The organism is Rhodanobacter ginsengiterrae, from assembly GCF_050026815.1.
Taxonomy (GTDB): domain Bacteria; phylum Pseudomonadota; class Gammaproteobacteria; order Xanthomonadales; family Rhodanobacteraceae; genus Rhodanobacter; species Rhodanobacter ginsengiterrae.
The window spans coordinates 145,205-164,261 of sequence record NZ_JALBWO010000054.1; the positions used below are offsets into that span (position 1 = coordinate 145,205).

15 protein-coding genes and 1 pseudogene are annotated in these 19,057 nt (G+C 66.5%); 7 read left to right on the top strand and 9 right to left on the bottom strand.

Annotation, left to right across the window (positions count from 1 at the left end; genetic code table 11):
- Window positions 1-3 precede the first annotated feature (3 nt).
- The 4 genes from folC to ACQGNJ_RS10535 all read right to left on the bottom strand — a co-directional run bounded on the left by folC (window position 4) and on the right by ACQGNJ_RS10535 (window position 4,646).
- Window positions 4-1,317, bottom strand: a complete 1,314-nt coding sequence (folC, locus tag ACQGNJ_RS10520; RefSeq protein ID WP_426689188.1) for a bifunctional tetrahydrofolate synthase/dihydrofolate synthase — start codon at window positions 1,315-1,317, stop codon at window positions 4-6.
- A gap of 78 nt (window positions 1,318-1,395) precedes the next feature.
- Window positions 1,396-1,560, bottom strand: coding sequence for a hypothetical protein (locus ACQGNJ_RS10525; protein WP_426689189.1), 165 nt, complete (start codon window positions 1,558-1,560; stop codon window positions 1,396-1,398).
- 96 nt (window positions 1,561-1,656) lie between these two features.
- On the bottom strand, window positions 1,657-4,224 hold the full coding sequence (locus ACQGNJ_RS10530; protein WP_426689190.1) for a heavy metal translocating P-type ATPase: 2,568 nt from the start codon (window positions 4,222-4,224) through the stop codon (window positions 1,657-1,659).
- A complete protein-coding gene (locus ACQGNJ_RS10535; protein ID WP_426689191.1) occupies window positions 4,221-4,646 on the bottom strand; it encodes a heavy metal-responsive transcriptional regulator in 426 nt (141 codons plus the stop codon). The genes ACQGNJ_RS10530 and ACQGNJ_RS10535 overlap by 4 nt, the downstream gene beginning before the upstream one ends.
- 190 nt (window positions 4,647-4,836) lie before the next feature.
- On the opposite strand from ACQGNJ_RS10535, the gene ACQGNJ_RS10540 reads away from it, so the two are divergent.
- Entirely contained in the window at window positions 4,837-5,289 is a 453-nt protein-coding gene (locus ACQGNJ_RS10540; RefSeq protein ID WP_426689192.1) for a PA2169 family four-helix-bundle protein, read from the top strand.
- Between the two features lie 94 nt (window positions 5,290-5,383).
- Window positions 5,384-6,541, top strand: a complete 1,158-nt coding sequence (locus ACQGNJ_RS10545; protein ID WP_426689193.1) for a mechanosensitive ion channel family protein — start codon at window positions 5,384-5,386, stop codon at window positions 6,539-6,541.
- Window positions 6,542-6,662: 121 nt separating this feature from the next.
- Here the strand turns inward: ACQGNJ_RS10545 and pdxR are convergent, their stop codons facing one another.
- Window positions 6,663-8,108 (bottom strand): MocR-like pyridoxine biosynthesis transcription factor PdxR, encoded by a 1,446-nt coding sequence (pdxR, locus tag ACQGNJ_RS10550; RefSeq protein ID WP_426689194.1) that lies wholly within the window; start codon window positions 8,106-8,108, stop codon window positions 6,663-6,665.
- Between the two features lie 84 nt (window positions 8,109-8,192).
- Here pdxR and ACQGNJ_RS10555 point away from each other — a divergent pair, with 84 nt between their 5' ends.
- The 3 genes from ACQGNJ_RS10555 (at window position 8,193) to ACQGNJ_RS10565 (ending at window position 10,905) form a co-directional block, all read left to right on the top strand.
- Complete coding sequence (locus tag ACQGNJ_RS10555; protein ID WP_426689195.1) at window positions 8,193-8,990, top strand: MBL fold metallo-hydrolase; 798 nt, start codon at window positions 8,193-8,195, stop codon at window positions 8,988-8,990.
- A 27-nt stretch (window positions 8,991-9,017) separates the two neighbouring features.
- Window positions 9,018-9,491: a cupin domain-containing protein gene (locus ACQGNJ_RS10560; RefSeq protein WP_426689196.1), complete on the top strand. Its 474-nt coding sequence runs from the start codon at window positions 9,018-9,020 to the stop codon at window positions 9,489-9,491.
- Between the two features lie 148 nt (window positions 9,492-9,639).
- Window positions 9,640-10,905, top strand: a complete 1,266-nt coding sequence (locus ACQGNJ_RS10565) for a phospholipase D-like domain-containing protein (RefSeq protein WP_426689197.1) — start codon at window positions 9,640-9,642, stop codon at window positions 10,903-10,905.
- 388 nt (window positions 10,906-11,293) lie between these two features.
- Here the strand turns inward: ACQGNJ_RS10565 and ACQGNJ_RS10570 are convergent, their stop codons facing one another.
- Window positions 11,294-11,755: a GNAT family N-acetyltransferase gene (locus ACQGNJ_RS10570; protein ID WP_426689198.1), complete on the bottom strand. Its 462-nt coding sequence runs from the start codon at window positions 11,753-11,755 to the stop codon at window positions 11,294-11,296.
- Window positions 11,756-11,805: 50 nt separating this feature from the next.
- The gene (locus ACQGNJ_RS10575) at window positions 11,806-13,647 is read right to left on the bottom strand and encodes an ABC transporter ATP-binding protein (RefSeq protein WP_426689306.1); all 1,842 of its coding nucleotides are present in this window, start codon (window positions 13,645-13,647) and stop codon (window positions 11,806-11,808) included.
- A 208-nt stretch (window positions 13,648-13,855) separates the two neighbouring features.
- On the opposite strand from ACQGNJ_RS10575, the gene ACQGNJ_RS10580 reads away from it, so the two are divergent.
- Both ACQGNJ_RS10580 and ACQGNJ_RS10585 read left to right on the top strand, forming a co-directional pair.
- Window positions 13,856-16,258, top strand: a complete 2,403-nt coding sequence (locus ACQGNJ_RS10580; RefSeq protein WP_426689199.1) for a DUF3772 domain-containing protein — start codon at window positions 13,856-13,858, stop codon at window positions 16,256-16,258.
- Window positions 16,259-16,273: 15 nt separating this feature from the next.
- Window positions 16,274-16,615: pseudogene (locus ACQGNJ_RS10585) on the top strand (VOC family protein); the annotation flags it as partial.
- Between the two features lie 67 nt (window positions 16,616-16,682).
- On the opposite strand, the gene ACQGNJ_RS10590 reads toward ACQGNJ_RS10585, so the two are convergent.
- Together ACQGNJ_RS10590 and ACQGNJ_RS10595 are read right to left on the bottom strand one after the other, a co-directional pair.
- The gene (locus ACQGNJ_RS10590) at window positions 16,683-17,180 is read right to left on the bottom strand and encodes a DUF3761 domain-containing protein (RefSeq protein WP_426689200.1); all 498 of its coding nucleotides are present in this window, start codon (window positions 17,178-17,180) and stop codon (window positions 16,683-16,685) included.
- Window positions 17,181-17,386: 206 nt separating this feature from the next.
- Complete coding sequence (locus ACQGNJ_RS10595; protein WP_426689201.1) at window positions 17,387-19,018, bottom strand: alpha/beta hydrolase; 1,632 nt, start codon at window positions 19,016-19,018, stop codon at window positions 17,387-17,389.
- Window positions 19,019-19,057: the final 39 nt, after the last annotated feature.

Below are 19,057 nucleotides of genomic sequence, written 5' to 3' on the forward strand. Positions count from 1 at the left end.
AGGTCATGAACCGCTGGCCGCTGGCGGCTGCGCGAGGTGTTCAGCAAGCACCGCACTGGCCACGAAAAATGAACCGAAGGCGAGGATGCATTCTCCCGCCTGCGCCGCGCCGCGTGCCGCCAGCAGGGCATCGGCCACGTTCGCGTGCTCGGTATGCGAGGCCTGCGGCAAGGTCTGCCGCAGGATTTCGGCCAGCGCGGCGACCGTCAGTCCGCGCGAGCTGGCCTGGTCCAGCCCGGCCAGGTGCCAGTGGTCGACCCGGGTGCCGAGCGCGGCGATCACACCGGCGGCGTCCTTGTCGGCCAACGCCCCGTAAACCGCGTGCACCCTGCTCGGCGGTTGCGCGTCCAGCCACTCGGCCAGTGCGCGGGCTGCCTGCGGGTTGTGCCCGACATCCACCACCACCGGAAAATCGCCACCGATCACCTGCAACCGCGCTGGCGCGCGCACGTCATGCAGGCCGGCGCTGATCGCGGCAAAGAAGGCGCTGGGCGCCAGCCCCACGTCGCTCAGCGCATGCAGGGTGGCAATCGCCGCCGCCGCGTTGGCGTATTGCACCGGCGCCGGCAACGCCGGATCGGGCAGCTCCATCGCGCTGCCGTCGCGATGCAGCCAGCGCCAGCCATCGACATGGCGTTCGACCCTGAAGTCGATCCCGGCCCGCTCCACCCGCGCCCCGCACTGCGCCAGCGCAAGCAGCAGGCCGGCGGGCGGATCCAGCTCGCCGACGATCGCCGGTCGCCCTGTCCGCGCGATGCCGGCTTTCTCGCGACCGATGCTGTCGCGGTCAGGCCCCAGCCAGTCCATGTGATCGAGGTCGACGGTGGTGATGATCGCCACATCGGCGTCAATGATATTCACCGCGTCCAGCCGCCCGCCCAGGCCCACTTCGAGCACCGCCACGTCGACGCCTGCGCGCGCGAAAAGCTCCAGCGCCGCGAGCGTGCCGAATTCGAAATAGGTCAGCGGAACGGTATCGTCCGGCGTCACCGCGCGTGCCGCATCGATCCGCTCGAACGAGGCGATCAGCGCGGCGTCGGTGGCATTCGCGCCGTCGATCCGCACGCGTTCGTTGTAGTCCAGCAGGTGGGGCGAAGTGAATGCACCCACGCGCAGGCCGGCGGCACGCAGCATCGCCTCCAGCATGGCGACGGTGGAACCCTTGCCGTTGGTGCCGCCCACCGTGATCACCTGCCGCGCCGGCGGCGGTGATCCCATCCGTCGCCACACCTCGCGCACGCGGTCGAGGCCGAGCTCGATGCTGTGGACGTTGACGCGTTCCTGGTAGGCCAGCCATTCGGCGAGAGTGCGGCTCATGCGGAGACTTTGTGCTGATGAATCGAGCGGCGCCCGCGCCCACGCGCGGACGGGAAGCGCGAAGTCTAAGCCATCGCCTCAGCTGAACGGATGAATGCCGCTGTAGTGCAGCGCCATGTACATCCCGAAGGCGCTCCACAGGATTTTCTTCAGGGCCTTGCCGACCAACAGCGCAGCCAGCAGGCCGAGCAGCAGTGGCAGGTATTTGTCGAGGGTACTGCGGGTGTCCTGGCTGACGTTCATGGTGGTTCTCCTGCCCCGTGATGGGTGCTGCAGAATGATCGCCCGCCAGCGTCGGCGCTCACAGAAGCAGCCGTCAACCATCGCCGGTGACAATCGTCACAAGGCCGTGGTGCGCAGTCGCAACGCATTGCTGACCACCGAGACCGAACTCAGGCTCATCGCCAGTGCGGCGATCATCGGCGACAGCACGACGCCAAACCACGGATACAGCACGCCAGCGGCCAACGGCACGCCGACCGCGTTGTAGACGAAGGCGAAGAACAGGTTCTGATGGATGTTGCGCACGGTGGCCTGCGACAGTTTGCGCGCGCGCAGGATCGCGCCCAGCTCACCCTTGACCAGGGTCACCTGTGCGCTCTCCATCGCCACGTCGGTGCCGCCGCCCATCGCGATGCCGATGTCGGCGGCGGCCAGCGCGGGCGCGTCGTTGATGCCGTCGCCGGCCATCGCCACGCGGCGACCTTCGGCGCGCAGCGCGTTGATCACACCGGCCTTGTCCGCCGGCGACACGTCGGCATGCACTTCGTCGATGCCCAGCGTGCGCGCCACCGTTTGCGCGGTAGTGGCGTTGTCACCGGTCAGCATCACGATGCGCAAGCCGGCCTCGCGCAGTGCCTTGATCGCCGCCGGCGTATCCGGCTTGATCCGGTCGGCCACCGCCAACAGGGCGGCCAGGACGCCGTCAACGACGAGGAACATCACCGTGGCGCCCTGCCCGCGCAGCTGCTCGGCGCGGGTCCTGGCGTCAGCGTCGATGGCCACCGACAACGCGTCCATCAACTTCGCATTGCCGAGTGCCACCTCGCTGTCTTCCACAGTCGCGCTGACGCCGCGACCGGTCAGCGCACGGAAGCCGCTGGCGGCCAGGGTTGCCGCGGCCTCTTGTTCAGCGGCGCTGACGATCGCCCGGGCCAGCGGATGTTCGCTGGGCCGCTCCAGCGCGGCGGCCAGCGCCAACAGCTGTCCACGCGACTGGCCGCCCAGGATCACCAGCTCACTCAGCGCCGGCTTGCCGATGGTCAGCGTGCCGGTCTTGTCCAGCACCAGAGTGTCGATGTTGCGCAGGGATTCGATCGCGCCGGCATCCTTGAACAGCACGCCGTGCTGCGCGCCACGCCCGCTGGCGACCATGATCGAGATCGGCGTGGCCAGGCCCAGCGCGCACGGACAGGCGATGATCAGCACCGACACCGCCGCGATCAGTGCATGCGTGAGCCGCGGCTCCGGCCCGAAGATCGCCCACGCCGCAAACGCCAGCAGCGCGAACGCCACCACCGTCGGCACAAACCACGTCGCCACCTTGTCGGCCACGCGCTGCAGCGGCGCCTTGCTGCGTTGCGCCTGCGCCACCAGCGTCACGATCTGCGCCAGCATGGTCTCGCCGCCGACCTTTTGCGCGCGCATGGTCAGCGCGCCATCCTGGTTCACCGTGCCGCCGGTGAGCGGATCGTCCTTCGCCTTGGCCGCCGGCATTGGTTCGCCGGTGAGCATCGACTCGTCAACATGGCTCTGACCTTCCAGCACCACGCCATCGACCGGCACCTTCTCGCCAGGACGCACGCGCAACACGTCGCCGGCATGCACGTCATCCAGCGGCACGTCGCTCTCGCTGCCGTCGACGGCGATCCGCCGTGCGGTTTTCGGTGCCAGCTTCAGCAGCGCTTTCAGCGCGGCACCGGTACGCCGGCGCGCGCGCAGTTCCAGGAAATCACCCAGCGTGACCAGGGTGACGATCACCGCCGCGGACTCGAAATACACCGCGACGCGGCCATGCATGTCGTGGAAGCCGGCCGGAAAAATTCCCGGCAGCAGGAACGCCACCGCGCTGTACAGCCACGCCACGCCAGTGCCCAGCGCGATCAGCGTGTACATGTTCGGCGACCACGGCTTGAGCGAGTTCCAGCCACGCTTGAAGAACGGCGCGCCACCCCACAGCACCACCACGCTGGCCAGCACCGCCTCCACCCACACCGCCGCGCCATCCCATGGCGCGGGCAGATGCCAGCCGAACAGGTGCGGTCCCATCGCCAGCACGAACACCGGCAAGGTCATCGCCAGCAGCGTCCAGAAACGCCGCGTCATGCCCCCCAGTTCGCCGCCAGCGTCCTCGTCAGCGCTCGGCATCATCGGCTCCAGCGCCATGCCGCACTTGGGGCAATCGCCCGGACCGACCTGCTGCACCTCAGGATGCATTGGGCAGGTGTAGATCGCACCGGGTGCGGCCGGTGGTGTCGCGCGCGGCTCGAGATACGCCGATGGATCGGTCACGAACTTCCCGCGGCAACCCGCAGAACAGAAATAATAGGTATGGCTGGCGTGCTCGGCGCGATGCGTCGCGGTGTGCGGCTCCACCGTCATGCCGCACACCGGATCCTTCACCATGTTCGCGTGGTCGTGAGGCGTGTGCTCGTGCACCGCGGGCTTCGTGCCGCAACAGCTTCCCTCCACATTCTTCCCGCCGACACCCGAATACGCCGCTGGCGCAGCCTCGAACTTCGCCTTGCAGCCACCGCCACAGAAATGGAACAGCTGCCCGTCATGCGTGGCTTGATGCTTCGCCGTGTTCGGGTCCACCGACATGCCGCAGACCGGATCGGTCGTCATCGCCGGCATCTTGTCGTCACCATGCTTGTCATCACCATGACAGCACGCCGGCGCGCTCATGCCGACACCTGCTCATCGCTCAGCGCGCGCAGGATCGGACAGTCCTCCGGCTTGCCATGTCCCGGGCACGCGTCCACCAACTGCGCCAGGCCAGCGCGTACGCGCTGCAAATCGACAATGCGCTGCTCGATCGCTGCCAGCCGCTTTTGCGCCCGCTGCTTGACCGCCTTCACCCCGCGCTGGCGATCCGCCGACAACGCCAGCAGCTCGCGGATCTCTTCCAGCGTGAAGCCGAGATCCTTGGCGCGGCGGATGAAGCGCAGTTGCGCCACCGTGCCCTCGCCGTAACTGCGATAGCCGGAGGCTCGTCGCTGCGGCTCGGGCAGCAGCCCCTCGCGTTCGTAGTAACGGATGGTGTCGATCGCCACGCCGACGCGCTTGGCGACGGCACCGATGGTCAGGGAAAGCGTCTGTGTGGTCATGCCGGATAGTCTAGAGCCTTGATCAAGGTCAAGAGTCAAGCGACGGCCATGCCTGCGGCAGGAACATGAACGCCCGCCACCGCCTTGAACAAGCTTGTGGCGTCCTCGTCACTTCCGGCTCGCTTTACTGGTTCACGGCGATTCCCCTGCCAACCCCGGTTCCCATCGGAATCAGCAAGGAGAGACATCCATGAACAACGAACACGACATCAAGACTCTCAACAACCTGATCGAAACCACCCTGGACAGCGCCGACGGCTATGCCGAGGCCGCGAAGGATGCGAAGAGCGAGCCGCTCGTCTCGCTGTTCCGCTCGCGTTCCGGCGAACGTCGTACCGCGGCGTCCGCCCTGCAGAATTGCGTGCGTTCGCTGGGCGGCAAGCCGGAAGACGACGGCACCGTGCTGGCATCGGCGCACCGCATGTTCGTCAACCTGCGCAGCAGCATCACCTCGAATGACAACAAGGCGGTGGTCGACGAAGTCGAACGCGGCGAGGACCACATCAAGGCGAAGTTCGAGAGCGCGATGAAGGACGACGATATCTCGCCGCACACCTTGAGCGTGATCGCCGACGTATATACGTCCGTGCGCAGCGGTCATGCGCAGATGCGCGACATCAAGCAGACCTTCCAGGCGGACTGATTCCCGCGCAGTGCACTGACCTGCGAAGAAGGGCGCCTCACGGCGTCCCTCTTCGTTCGATGCCCCACATTTCCTCCACATCAAAAGCGGCAGGATGTGCGGCATGATCACCGACTTCCTGTACCTGTGGGCCGGCGATCCGTGGGTGCGCCTTGGGCTGGCGCTGGTGGCCGGCCTTGTCCTCGCCCTGCTGATCCGCGTTGCCGCCTATGCCGCACTGAAGCGTGTGGCGAAGCGGCAGCCGCTGCTCTGCGACATTCTGCGTCGCGCCAGCGCCCCGATGGAATGGGTGCTGCCCTTGCTCGCGGTGACGGTGTCGCTGCGCCTGTGGCCGGCCAGCTCGGCGGCGCTGTTCGCCTTGTTGCAGCATCTGTCGCTGATCGCGCTGCTGGTCGCCTGCACCTGGCTCACGGTTTGCTGCATCGGTGCGTTCGAGGATGCCGCGATCAGGCATCACCCGACCGACGTGGCCGACAATCTGCAGGCGCGCCGCGTGGTGACCCAGGTACGCGTGCTTGGTCGCACCGCCGATGTCATCGTGATCGTTCTCGGCGCATCCATCATCCTGCTGACCATTCCCGGCGTGCGGCAGCTCGGCACCAGCCTGCTGGCCTCGGCGGGCGTGGCGGGCCTGGCGATGGGACTGGCCGCAAAACCTGTATTGAGCAACCTGATCGCCGGCTTGCAGATTGCGCTGACCCAGCCGATCAGGCTGGACGATGTGGTGATCATCGAGGGCGAATGGGGCCGGATCGAGGAAATCACCGGCACCTATGTGGTGGTGCGGATCTGGGACGAGCGGCGGCTGGTGGTGCCGCTGAACTGGTTCATCGAGAACCCTTTCCAGAACTGGACTCGCCAGAGTTCACGGCTGATCGGCACGGTCCATCTCAAGCTGGACTATCGGACCCCGCTGGCACCGTTGCGCGAGGAACTGGCACGGCTGTGTCGGGAGTCCGAGCTCTGGGATCGCCGTGTCTGCATCCTGCAGGTGACCGACGCCGACGAACATGCCATGCAACTGCGGGCACTGGTCAGTGCCGCGGATTCCGGCCGCGGCTGGGATCTGCGCTGCCTGGTTCGCGAGGGCCTGATCGCCTTCATCCAGAGCCACCATCCCGAGGCGCTGCCGCGTTGGCGCGGCGAACTCGCCCGTGGCGGACACGCGCCGGATCATCATGATCCGTCCGCGCCTCCGGCACAGCACAGCCCCTCGCCGGAAGATGACGGACCGCGGCGCCCGCACGGTTGACGAACTCTTCGCCATGGATCGGAGGCGTTCACCTGTCCAGACCGGGCGGGCGCCCACCCGACACCCATCCTGCAGCGTGTCCTGGCCATCGAAGCGCAGCGCGATGAGGCCCCTGCGGCTCCTACAGCTTCTTCAACGCCTTGCGCAAACGCGACACTGCTGCGGCGATGTCCGCCGCGTCAATCACGCCGTAGCCGAACGTCACCGCCGGCGCGATGTTGCGCGTCATCGCGTAGTCGGCGATGGATTCCGCACCGGGGGCGTGGCGCAGCACCACCGGCATGATCTGCGCCGCCCGCGCCGGGTCGCGGATGCGTGCAGCCAGATGCAGCCCGGCCTCGGACGGGACCGGTTGCAGCCATTGGCCGAGTTCGCTTTGCAAGCCCTCGAGCAGGGCCTCACGCCGCCCGGCGTAGATCGGCCGCATGTGGCGCACGTGCCGGGCGAGGTGGCCGTCGCGGATGAAGGCGGCGAGCACGGATTGGGTGATCGTGTCGCAATGCGAATCGGCGCAGTGCTTGACCGTGACCAGACTGCTGCGCGCCCATGCCGGAGCGACCACGAAACCCTTGCGCAACGAGGGAAACATGCTCTTGGAAAAGGTGCCCACATAGAACACCAGCGCATGGCGATCCAGCGTCTGCAATGCATCCAGTGGACGCCCGCCGAAACGGAATTCGCCATCGTAGTCGTCCTCCACGATCACCGCATGATGGCGGCGGGCGAACTCGAGCAAGGCGGCGCGCCGGCGCAGCGACATGACCACGCCGGTGGGCGACTGGTGCGAAGGCGTGACGCTGATGACGCGCACGTCGTCGGGCAGTCGATCGACGCACAGGCCTTCGTCGTCCACCGGCAGCGGCAGCAGCCGTGCGCCGGCGGCGGCGAACGCGGCGCGCAGCGGCGGGTAGCCGGGTTCCTCCACCGCCACCTTCGTCTGCCCCGGCGTGACCAGCAGGCGGGCGATCAGGTCGAACGCCTGCTGCGCACCGGAGGTAACGACCACGTCGTCGGCAGCGCAGGCCACCGCGCGGGCAAACGCGACATGGCGGGCGATCGCCTCGCGCAACGCCGGAATGCCCTCCGACGGCGCATAGGCAAACGGCTCGCGCGCACTGCGACGCAGCGCCTGCGCCATCAGCCGGCGCCAGCTGTCGTGGGGGAAATGGCGATGGTCGGGAATGCCCAGGCGGAAGTTGCGCTGGGGCAGCGCACGCGCGGGCGACGGCGGCAGGAACGGCGTGCGCCAGGTCGGCGCCAGGCGGGTGGCTTCGGCACCGGCGATTTTCGGCGGCGATGCGGGGCGCCGACGCGCCAGCGCGGCCACCACCGGCCGCGCTCCCCTGCGCGGCAGCAGGTAACCCTCGGCGGTCAGCAGATCGTAGGCGGTGATGACGGTATTGCGCGCCACGCCCAGCGTCTCGGCGACCCTGCGCGTGGCGGGCAGCGGCGAATCCGCCGGCAGCCGCCCGTCCAGGATCGCCGAGCGCAACTGTCGGTGCAACTCATGGGTGAGCCTGCCCCGGGTGCGCGGCAGCACCAGGGGAAACGGGAAAACTGGTTCCATGAATTATCCGTGTAATGGATCAATCAGGGAACCAGATTACTCCTAGAGTCATCCCCGAAGCTCGCCACCGAGGAAGGCCAGGCCATGACCCTGTCGATCTGTGAAACCTGCGGTACCCAGTACCCGGATACCCCGACCCATTGCGCGGTCTGCGAGGACGAACGCCAGTATGTCGGCAGCGGCGGCCAGCTCTGGACGACGCACGAGGCGCTGAAAGCCACCCGCACCCTGCGCATGCAGGACGAGGCCGGCGTGCTCGGCATCGGGCTGGCACCGGATTTCGCGATCAACCAGCGCGCGCTGTACCTGCCGACCGACGCGGGCAACATCCTGTGGGAATGCCTTAGCGTGGTCACCGACGAGGTGGTCGCCGACCTCACGGCGCGTGGCGGCATCGACCTGATCGCGATCTCGCATCCGCATTTCTACGCCGCGATGCTGGAATGGAGCGAGGCCTTCGGCAACGTGCCGATCCTGCTGCACGAAGCGGACCGCGCATGGGTGCGCCGGCCCTCGCCGAACGTGCGCTTCTGGCGCGGCGACTCGCACCGCCTGTCCGACGCGGTGACGTTGATCCGCACTGGCGGCCACTTCCCCGGCAGCACGGTGCTGCACTGGAAGGACGGGCCACGTGCCGGCGGCGCACTGTTCTCCGGCGACGCGCCGCATGTGGTGAGCGACCGTCGCCACGTCTCGTTCATGCACAGCTATCCCAACTTCATGCCGATGCCGCCCACTGCGGTGCGCGGGATGCAGGAGCGCCTGGCCGGCTACGACTTCGAGGATGTCTACGGCTTCACCTGGGGCCGCAACATCATCGGCGCGGGCCGCTCGGCGGTCGACGCCTCGTTCGAACGCTACCTGTCGGCCATCGCCGACTGAGCCGATACCCTGATGGAGTCCATCCACATGAGCAGCCCGTCCCCCCGCCTGCACGACTACCTGCCCGCGCGCTTCAACACCGCCGCCACACGGCACTGGCTGCCGTCGTCCACGCCCGGCAAATCGTCCAGCCCGTTGCGCTTCTTCGCCGACGACCGCGGCTTCGTCGAACTGCTGCGGATGGAGCCCGGCGTGGTGATGCCGTTGCATCGCCACAGCGGCGAGATCCACGCGTACAACCTCGCCGGCACACGCAAGCTGTGCACCGGCGAGCTGATCGGCCCGGGCGACTATGTGTACGAACCGCCCGGCAATGTCGACTGGTGGAAGATCGTCGGCGACGAGCCGATGATCGCGCTGGTGATCGTGATGGGCACGGTGGAATTCCTCGGTCCCGGCGGCATCGTGACTGCCCGCGCGTCAGCCGATACCCAGCTGGCGGAGTACGAAAGCTACTGCCGCAGGAATGGACTGGCCATGCAGGACCTGCTGGACAGGTAGCTGCCAGCGCGGCTCACGAGACTCGCGCCGGAACCACCCGCCTGACACCACGGAACTTATGCCATGAAGCACGTTCACTCCGTCGCGACCGGCCGTTGACGATCATTCCAAGGGTGCATCCCGCCGACCGCCGAAGGAACCCGCCAGCATGTGGATCGTGATCCTCGCCACCGTGGTGGTGACTGCGCTGGTGGTGATCGTATCGATGAACTTTCACCGCCCCGAGAAATCCGTGCGGCACCATGTCGGCCACCGTCATGCGATCAGTGACCCGCAGTTCCGGCTGGAGATAGACGCGATTCTCGGGCCGGCCATACTGGAGGGCAACACGATCACGGCCCTGCAAAACGGTGAGGAAATCTTCCCCGCGATGCTGGCGGCCATCCGTGCTGCCACCCGCAGCATCACCTTCGAGACCTATATCTACTGGTCCGGCGCCACCGGCAAGGCGTTCGCCGATGCGCTGAAGGAGCGCCGCCAGGCGGGCGTGGCGATCCACGTGATGCTCGACTGGGCGGGCAGCGCGAAGATGGACGCACGCTTGCTCGACGAACTCACCGACGCCGGCATCGAGGTGGAGCGTTATCACCCGCTGCGCTGGTACAGCGTGGCGCGACTCAACAATCGCACGCATCGCAAGCTGCTCATCGTGGACGGCCACGTCGGCTTCACCGGCGGCGTCGGCATCGCCGACCAGTGGCAGGGACGCGCGCAGGACCCGCAACACTGGCGCGATATCCATTTTCGCGTCGAAGGGCCGGTCGTGGCGCAGCTGCAGTCCGGCTTCATGGACAACTGGATCAAGACCACCGGGCGCGTTCTGCACAGCGAGTTGTACTACCCCGTGCTGCAACCGGGCGGCGACAAGGGCATGCATCTGTTTGTCAGCTCGCCGGCCGGCGGCAACGCCAGCATGCGCCTGATGTACCTGCTCGCCCTGGCCGGCAGCGTGCGTTCGATCGATCTGCAGGCTGCCTATTTCATTCCCGATGGTCTGCTGATCGACACCCTGGTTGCCGCGCGGAAACGCGGCGTCGCCATCCGCCTGCTGGTTCCGGGACGCCACATCGACTCCGTGCTGGTGCGCATGGCGTCCAGACGCCGTTGGGGCCGCCTGCTCGCCGCTGGTGTGCAGATCCACGAGTACACGCCCACCATGATGCACAACAAGATGCTGATCCTCGACGGCGAGCTGGTGTCGGTCGGCTCGACCAACTTTGACATGCGCTCGTTCGATCTGAACGACGAGGCCAGCCTCAATGTCTATTCGCGCGAATTCGGCCGGCAGATGACGGCTGTGATGGAAGCGGACTTGCGCCACGCCAGTCCGTACACGCTGGCGATGTGGAAGCGGCGATCATGGCGGCACAAGGCAGGCGAGCTGCTGGTGCGTCCGCTGGAATCGCAGCTGTAGCTCCGCTCGATCGGCATGCCCGAACCAGGGTTCGCCACCGCGGCCGGGAGGCGGAATCGCCGGACAACTGCGCAGCGATGCCCCGAAGACGAACGCCCGGGAATGCATGCCGATGTGCCGGGCTCCGCCTCGGCGCGAGCGGCCAGAGGCTGCGCACTCATGTCGCCCATCGCGGGATTCAAGACACCGCGCCGCGCAGTGCAGGTCACCCTGCCTGGTCAGCTTCACTCCTTGATCCGCGTGTCCGTCGCAATCCAGTTCACCTCCCAGGTCTTGCTCCTATCCGCGGAGAAGGCCTGTTCGTCGGCGGTGACCTTGGAGATGACTGATCGAACCGCAGCGCCCCCTCCCACAAAGCCCGTTGCGTGGCCGGTTTCAGGCAAAATGTCTACAGCAACTTCCGGTACACGATGAACCCCGACTTCTCGGCCAGCTTGTCGTAGAGCTGCATGGCTGACGTATTCGTCTCGTGGGTTTGCCAGTAGACGCGCGCAGAACCGGCCTGCCGCGCGCACTCGTATACCGTGTTGATCAGCGCGCGGCCAACTCCCATGCCTCTGGCGGCCTCGATCGTAAACAGATCCTGCATGTAGCAGCTCGGCCCGAGCTGGATGGTGCTGCGGTGATAGAGGAAGTGCGCCAGCCCGAGCAGATGGCCGTCGCGCTCGGCCACGATGGCGTGCATCGGTTCGTCGACGTCGAAGAACCGGGACCAGGTGGTCTGGATGATTTCATCCGGCAACGCGGTCGGTCCGCTGCGGTCGTAGAAGGCGTTGTAGCCGTCCCAGAGCAGCTTCCATGAAGGAAAGTCCGCCCTCTGCACCGGGCGGATCACGACGGGCTGGCTCATGCGATTGTCCCGGGATTTCCCATGGTCATTGCTCGGCGATGGTCGCGATCTCATGCCGCCGCGTCTTCCGCCGCCACGAAGCCACCGGTCTGCCGCTTCCACAAGCGCGCATACAGGCCCTCGTGCGCGATCAGTTCGGCATGCGTGCCTGTTTCCACGATATGGCCCTTGTCCAGCACCACCAGTCGGTCCATTCGGGCGATGGTGGACAGGCGGTGCGCGATGGCGATCACGGTCTTGCCCTGCATCAGGATGTCGAGGCTGTCCTGGATCGCCGCTTCGGCTTCGGAGTCGAGTGCGGAAGTGGCTTCGTCGAGCACCAGGATCGGTGCGTCTTTCAGCAGCACGCGGGCGATCGCGATGCGTTGGCGCTGGCCTCCGCTGAGCTTCACGCCGCGCTCGCCGACCAGCGCCTCGTAGCCGATGCGGCCTTCGCCGTCGACCAGTTGTGGAATGAATTCGTCGGCGCGCGCCTTGCGCACGGCCTCGAGAACCTGCGCCTCGCTGGCGTCCGGACGGCCATATAGAAGATTGTCGCGGATTGAACGATGCAGCAGCGAGGTGTCCTGGGTCACCACGCCGATCTGCGAGCGCAGGCTCTCCTGCGTAACTTGTGCGATGTCCTGGCCGTCGATCAGGATGCGGCCGTCTTCGAGGTCGTACAGCCGCAGCAGCACGTTGACCAGGGTCGACTTGCCGGCGCCGGACGGGCCGACCACGCCGATCTTCTCGCCGGCACGCACGTCCAGATCGAGCCCGGCGATCACTCCGTCCTGCTTGCCGTAATGGAAATGAATGTGCTCGAAGCGCACCGCGCCGCTGGTCACTTCCAGCGGCATCGCACCTTCATGATCCTGCACCGCGCGCGGTTGCGAGATCGTGGTGATGCCGTCCTGCACGGTGCCGACGTCCTCGAAGATGCCGTTGACCACCCACATGATCCAGCCGGACATGTTGTTGATGCGGATCACCAGCCCGGTCGACAGCGCGATCGCGCCCACCGTGATCCGCCCTTCGCTCCACAACCATAGCGCCAGCGCCGAGGTGCCCACGATCAGGATGCCGTTGAGGAAGGTGATGCTGCTGTCCAGCGCGGTGGTGATGCGGGTCATCCGGCGCAGCTTGTCGGTCTGCTCTTCCATCGCCTCGGCCACATAGGCTTCCTCGCGGCGGGTATGCGCGAACAGCTTCAGCGTGAGCACGTTGCCGTAGCCATCGACGATGCGCCCCATCAGCTTCGAGCGCGCCTCCGAGGCCTTCCACGAACGCTGCTTCAGGCGCGGGATGAAAAACCAGAGCAGGCCCACATACAGAAACACCCAGGCAAACAGCGGCGCGGCCAGCCAGAAATCCGCCTGCGCGAACAGCACGATCGCGCTGCCGGTATAGATGGTGACATACCAGATCGCGTCGACGATCTGCACCGCCGACTCGCGCAGCGCGCCACCGGTCTGCATGATGCGGTTGGCGATGCGCCCGGCGTAGTCGTTCTGGAAAAAACCCAGGCTCTGGCGGATCACGTAGCGATGGTTCTGCCAGCGGATGCGGTTGGTCAGGCTGGGCACGATGGTCTGGTTCACCAGCAGGTCGTGCAGGCCGATGAACAACGGCCGCAGGATCAACGCCACGAAACCCATCCACAACAGCGCGTTGCCATGGCGCTGGAAGAAGTCCGCCGCCGGCGCCCCCCTGGCCATGTCCACGATGCTGCCGATGAAACCGAACAGCGACACCTCGATGATGGCCACCACCAGGCCCACCACGATCGCCACCGCGAACACCGGCCACACCTGGCGCAGGTAGAACGCATAGAAGCGCCAGACCGACTGCGGCGGCATGCCGTCGTTCGGCTCCTTGAAGGCGTCGATGAGGGATTCGAACCAGCGGAAGATCATGCCCAGGCCCTGCTTGCGGCAGGCTATTGTGCGCGAAGCCGCGCATGCAGGCATGCGCGGAACGTCACGGCCACAGGGGCGGTCATCCGTCCGGCACGGACCGGCAGCTCTGGCCGAGCTGCCAATCTGAACGCCAGCCATGATCTGCTGCGCCAAACCGGACGACTTGATTGACCACCTTGCGCCGCGCTCCGATCATGCGCGGATGCCCACGCTCACGCGACTCCTGCTGACCCTGCTGCTGACCTTCGGCAGCTCCACGTTGCGCGCCCAGAACAGCGATCAGCCCGTCGCGCCGCCGGCCTCGCCGGCGCAGACGCTGGACCAGTTGGGTGGCCAGCTCGATACCGTCAAGGCCGCGCTGAAGGACAGCAAATCCAGCCCACCGCTGGCCGACTTGCGTGGAACCGCCTTGTCCGTGCAGGACCAGGCGCGCCAGCTGGCCGCCAGCCTGGCGCCGCAGATGAGCGCGCTGCAGGCCCAGCTTGCCGTGCTGGGGCCGGCACCAATCAAGGGCGCAGCGGCCGAGGCGGCCGAGGTTGCTGCCCAGCGACGCAAGCTGGACAAGGCGCAGGCCGATCTCGACGCGCAGATCAAGCAGGCACAACTGCTCAACCAGAACGCCATGCAGCTGGCGGCACAGATCACCGGCCTGCGCAACGATCAGTTCCAGGCCAGGATGGCCTCGCGCACTGCCACGCCGTTCAGTCGCGCGTTCTGGGCAGATCCGGCGCACACCTTTCCCGACGACCTGGTCCGCTTGAGGCGACTGGGCACACGGTTCGCCGCTGATGTCAGCGAGGCATGGCAGGCACCCAACCGGCAGCCGTTGTTGTGGTGTCTCGCCGCCGCGCTGTTGTTGCTGGGCGGTGGCCGCTGGGCGCTGGAGCGGCTGCTGCTGACGCTGGCCGCCCGTCATGTGCCGGACGGCCATTTGCGGCGCAGCGCGATGGCCAGCGCCGTGGCGCTGGCTGCGGTCCTCACCACCGGCATGGCGGCGCAACTGGTCTACCTGGGCTTGAACTGGAACGACATCCTCGACGATGACCTCCAGGGCCTGGCCGCCGCCGCAGTTCGCCTGGTCTGCTTCGCCGCCTTCGTGACCGGTCTGGGCCGCGCGCTGTTATCGGTGCGTCGACCGTCCTGGCGGCTGCCGGCACTGTCGGATCTTGCGGCACAGCGACTGCGGCCATTCCCCTGGTGGCTCGCCGCTGCCGCGTTGCTGGTCGGGATGACCGAGCGGATCACGCGTACGATCGGCACCAGCCTGCCCGCCACCGTCGCCACGCGCGGGCTGTTCGCGCTGCTCGTGAGCGGTCTGATCGGCGCAGCGCTGTGGCGGCTGCATCGCAGTCGCCGCGAGGTGGTTGCAGGCAGTGCGGACGATGTGCAGCGGCCGATGTGGACCGGCCTGTTCATCGGCGTCGCCACGCTCGGCGTGGCGATCAGCTGGTTGGGCGTCGCCACCGGCTTCATTGCGTTCGCCTTCTTCGTCGCCGTGCAGATGCTCTGGGTCGGCGTGATCGTGGCCACCGTCTACCTGCTGATCCATCTGCTCACCGACTTGATCGACACCTTGCTTTCGCCGCGCGGGCCCAGCGGCCGGCGCCTGCAGACCTCATTCACGGTGGCGCCGCACAAACTCGAACAGAGCGCCGTGCTGCTCGCCGGCATCGTGCGGGTCGGGCTGATCCTGCTGGCGCTGGCCGTCGTGTTGACGCCGTTCGGCGCCGGCCCGGGCGACCTGCTGGCCAGCGCCAGGCAGACCCTCGGCAATCTGCACCTGGGCGCGCTGACGATCAATCCGGGCAGCATCATCAGCGGCGTGCTGGTGGCCCTGCTGGGCATCGTCGTGTTGCGCACCCTCAAGCGTTGGCTGCGCGAACAACTGCTGCCGAAGACCGCGATGGACCCCGGCATGCAGGACTCGATCACCACCCTGCTCGGCTATGTCGGCGGCTTGCTGGTGGTGGTGCTGACCCTGGCCGCGCTGGAAGTGGACCTGAAAAGCATCACCTGGATCGTCAGCGCCCTGTCGGTCGGCATCGGCTTCGGCCTGCAGGCGATCGTGCAGAATTTCATCTCGGGGCTGATCCTGCTGGTCGAGCGGCCGGTGAAGGTCGGCGACTGGGTCAGCCTGAGCAGCGACGTGGAAGGCGACATCCGCCGGATCAACGTGCGTGCCACCGAAATCCAGATGGGCGACCGCTCCACCGTGATCGTGCCGAACTCGCAACTGATCACCCAGAACGTGCGCAACGTGACCCTGGCCAACGCGCAGGGCCGGGTGCAGATCAAGCTGCCGATGCCGCTGAGCAGCGATGCCGGCAAAGTGCGTGAACTGGTGCTCGAGGTGTTGCGCGCGCACGACGCCACGCTGGCCCTGCCGGAGCCGCTGGTGCAACTGGAAAGCGTGATCACGGGGGCGATGACCTTCAACTGCGTGGCCTACGTCAGCAGTCCACGCGTGGCAAGCGGGGTGAAGAGCGACCTGCTGTTCGAAATACTGGCCCGGCTGCGCAACGCGAACATGCCGATGACTACGCCACAGAGCATGCTGGTGCGCACCTTGCCGCCGTTGACGGAAGACGACGACTACCCCGGTTAGGCGTGCAAGGCATTCGGTTTCGCCAGGCACGCCGTCCACGAGAACGAGCATGGCCGCGTGGAGCATGCACAGCTCACTTACGGCCACGGCATGATCATGCTCGGCGAAGTCAGTGACAATGAATTCGGCCGGCACATCGCCCAGCCCGACGAGATGGGCGGCCGCGAGACGCAATGTGCCTGCGTGACCGTGGCTGACTGCAAGGCGCACTACCTGCAGGCGAAATCCGCCGGCGCGGTGATCGTCGACGACTACGCCGAAAAGGACTACGGCGGCGCCGGTTACAGCTGCCACGATCCGGAAGGCCACCTGTGGTACTTCGGCAGCTACGACCCGTGGCAGCCCGAACAGGTCTGAAACCACGCCGCTGAAAAGCAGAAGGCCGGCACCCGGCCGGCCTCCTGCTGCTATGAACGAGGTGCAGTTAGCCGGCGCAGCTTTTGCCGCGGGGACCATGGTCACCCTTGGCCTTGGCATCGGCCTCGCTCATGTATTCGCCGTGCTTGGTCTTGCCGTACCACTTGTCACCGGCGCAGTGGTAGACCTTGCTGCTGTCGTTGACCCACACCATGCCGGGGCCGCCGCCTGGCGCGGCATTCGCGGCCGGCGCCGGCATCGTCCGATGCTGCTTCATGGCCATGTTCGCGGCCGGTGCAGCGGCTACTGCAGGTGCAGGTGCAGGTGCAGCGGCCACGGTGGCGGCTGCCGTGGCGGGTGCGGCCTTGCTCACCGGTGCGGCGGCGTACCACTGCTGGACACCCTTGTGTCCCCGGCAGGCACCGCGCTTGCTTGCTGTGCTGGTGTAGCTGCCGTCCTTGCACTGACCGGTCGAACCGGCAGGCGCAGACGCCTGTTGCGCACAAATCGCCGGCATGGCCAGCAGACAAGCCAATGCGACGACAATCAAAGGTGACGATTTCATCAGACTCCCTCCAACGTGAATTCGCGACGACGCTTCCCAAGCAGACTTGACGACCCTGCTTGCCGCGCGACTATGCCGCAAAACCATGACCGCAAGTACGCGGCCATCACATGGCATTTATCCGATAGACGGCTGTTTCGAATGAACTTGCGCGTCCGCCCTGCGGCCACAACCCGACGCCTTGCACCGTGCCGACACACGCACCGTTACGGCGCGGTTGCCGCTGCCCTGAGCTTGGAGTGCGGCCGCGCCAACGCATACATCTCCCAGCTGAATTGATTGAGCAGGCCCTGACGGTCCTTGCCTATCGCGTACAGATCAAAATGGGTGCGATCGGGCAGGAAACGAAAGTCAGCCTTGGCGTGCAGGCCGTCCAGCACCGCCTTCAGCCTGTGCGCGGCGCCATCCAGGTAGAACGTATCAGCGGTACCGACGACCAGATGGATCTTGCCATCCAGATCGGGTTTCAGCTGCGGCCAGTTCGCCTGCAGCAAGTGCGCGATGTCGTAGTGGTCGCGCCAGTAGGCCACCACCGCCGGATCGACCGCTCCCGTATCGCGATCGAACATCGGCACTGGCCGACCGTCCGCGCCTCGCGGCGAGAAGACCCATTCGAACGAGGCCATCTGGCCACCGTACTCGCCCAGCGCGCGTTCGAGCCTGGCGAACGTCTCGAAGCTGGCAATCACCTTGCCCTTGTCGCGCACCAGTGGAAAGGCCGATCCATCCGGCCGGTGGTAGACGTTCGCGTTGGGTGCATACAGGTCCACACCGGTGAAATCGTGGAAGTCGCTGGGGTCGGGCGAGGTCGACCAGGTGCCGCCGAAGATCTTCGGATAATGCGTCTGCAGCCACAGCGTCGCCCAGCCACCAGAAGAATGGCCGTTGAGGAAACGGCCGTTCGGCTTGCCGTCCATGCGATAGGTGGCTTCCAGCCGCGGGATCAGTTCCGTGGTGAGTGCCTGTCCCCACGGACCGTTGTTGACCGAGTCGGCAAACTCGTGCGTACCGGTGGGGCTCGACTCATCGAGCAGCACCCAGATCATCGGCGGCATCGCCTTGCTCGCCATCTTTCCGTAAACCATCGCCGCCACGCCGGTCAGCGAATTTGCGCTGCCGCCGTAGCCGTGGGTGTAATACACCGTCGGATAGGTGGTGCTGGCCTTCGCGTCATAGCCGGGCGGCGTCACCACCCAGCCACGCATGGCGATCGATCGGCCCCAGAATGCGCTGAGCGCCGGGCTGGTGAAGTCGATCGGCTGCGTATGGGCCTTGGCCTCGTCGAGATATTTCATCGAAGCAGCGCTCATCGCGCGCGCCGGGAAGGTCCACGGTGCGCGCGCCGGCAGCTGCTTCACCAGGGTCAGTGCAGGCACATCCGTGGCTGGCAGATGCACCTCGACCACATCGCTGACCAGGTCGCCGGCACCGCGACCGGAATAGTTGTAACTGTGATCGACATCGAGCACGGCCTGCACCAGATAGTCGCCCGGCGGCAGTTTCGAGTAGCCGGCCGGAAACGCCTGCGCATCCGCATCGATATCCACGCCCTGCCCGGGTACCAGTCGGCTTGTCTCGCGCGCGGCCACCGCGACCTGTTCCGGACTGAACGGACTGGTGTCCACCTCGTCGACCTTGCCATCCTTCGCTGCCGCGACAGCCGCCTTGGCATCGGTGGCAAACAACAGCAATCGGCCCGCTACGGGCTGATCCAGTCCACCACCCAGTTCGACATGGAACCGGCTGTGCGCCGCTGGTGGCTCGGTACGCGCCACCGCCACGCTGGCAAACAGGCAGCAACCCAGCACGGCCGTTGCAACAAGTCGCAAATCACGCATATCGATTCCCCTCGCTGTGGCGGTGAAGGCCGGAGCGCC

Excerpts from the sequence above, each read along its gene's own strand:
- ACQGNJ_RS10590 (WP_426689200.1), bottom strand. The coding sequence starts at position 17,180 with ATGAAATCGTCACCTTTGATTGTCGTCGCATTGGCTTGTCTGCTGGCC.
- ACQGNJ_RS10580 (WP_426689199.1), top strand. The coding sequence starts at position 13,856 with ATGCCCACGCTCACGCGACTCCTGCTGACCCTGCTGCTGACCTTCGGC.
- pdxR (WP_426689194.1), bottom strand. The coding sequence starts at position 8,108 with ATGGAACCAGTTTTCCCGTTTCCCCTGGTGCTGCCGCGCACCCGGGGC.
- ACQGNJ_RS10530 (WP_426689190.1), bottom strand. The coding sequence starts at position 4,224 with ATGAGCGCGCCGGCGTGCTGTCATGGTGATGACAAGCATGGTGACGAC.
- ACQGNJ_RS10565 (WP_426689197.1), top strand. The coding sequence starts at position 9,640 with ATGTGGATCGTGATCCTCGCCACCGTGGTGGTGACTGCGCTGGTGGTG.
- ACQGNJ_RS10595 (WP_426689201.1), bottom strand. The coding sequence starts at position 19,018 with ATGCGTGATTTGCGACTTGTTGCAACGGCCGTGCTGGGTTGCTGCCTG.
- folC (WP_426689188.1), bottom strand. The coding sequence starts at position 1,317 with ATGAGCCGCACTCTCGCCGAATGGCTGGCCTACCAGGAACGCGTCAAC.
- ACQGNJ_RS10535 (WP_426689191.1), bottom strand. The coding sequence starts at position 4,646 with ATGACCACACAGACGCTTTCCCTGACCATCGGTGCCGTCGCCAAGCGC.
- ACQGNJ_RS10560 (WP_426689196.1), top strand. The coding sequence starts at position 9,018 with ATGAGCAGCCCGTCCCCCCGCCTGCACGACTACCTGCCCGCGCGCTTC.
- ACQGNJ_RS10540 (WP_426689192.1), top strand. The coding sequence starts at position 4,837 with ATGAACAACGAACACGACATCAAGACTCTCAACAACCTGATCGAAACC.
- ACQGNJ_RS10545 (WP_426689193.1), top strand. The coding sequence starts at position 5,384 with ATGTGCGGCATGATCACCGACTTCCTGTACCTGTGGGCCGGCGATCCG.
- ACQGNJ_RS10570 (WP_426689198.1), bottom strand. The coding sequence starts at position 11,755 with ATGAGCCAGCCCGTCGTGATCCGCCCGGTGCAGAGGGCGGACTTTCCT.
- ACQGNJ_RS10525 (WP_426689189.1), bottom strand. The coding sequence starts at position 1,560 with ATGAACGTCAGCCAGGACACCCGCAGTACCCTCGACAAATACCTGCCA.
- ACQGNJ_RS10555 (WP_426689195.1), top strand. The coding sequence starts at position 8,193 with ATGACCCTGTCGATCTGTGAAACCTGCGGTACCCAGTACCCGGATACC.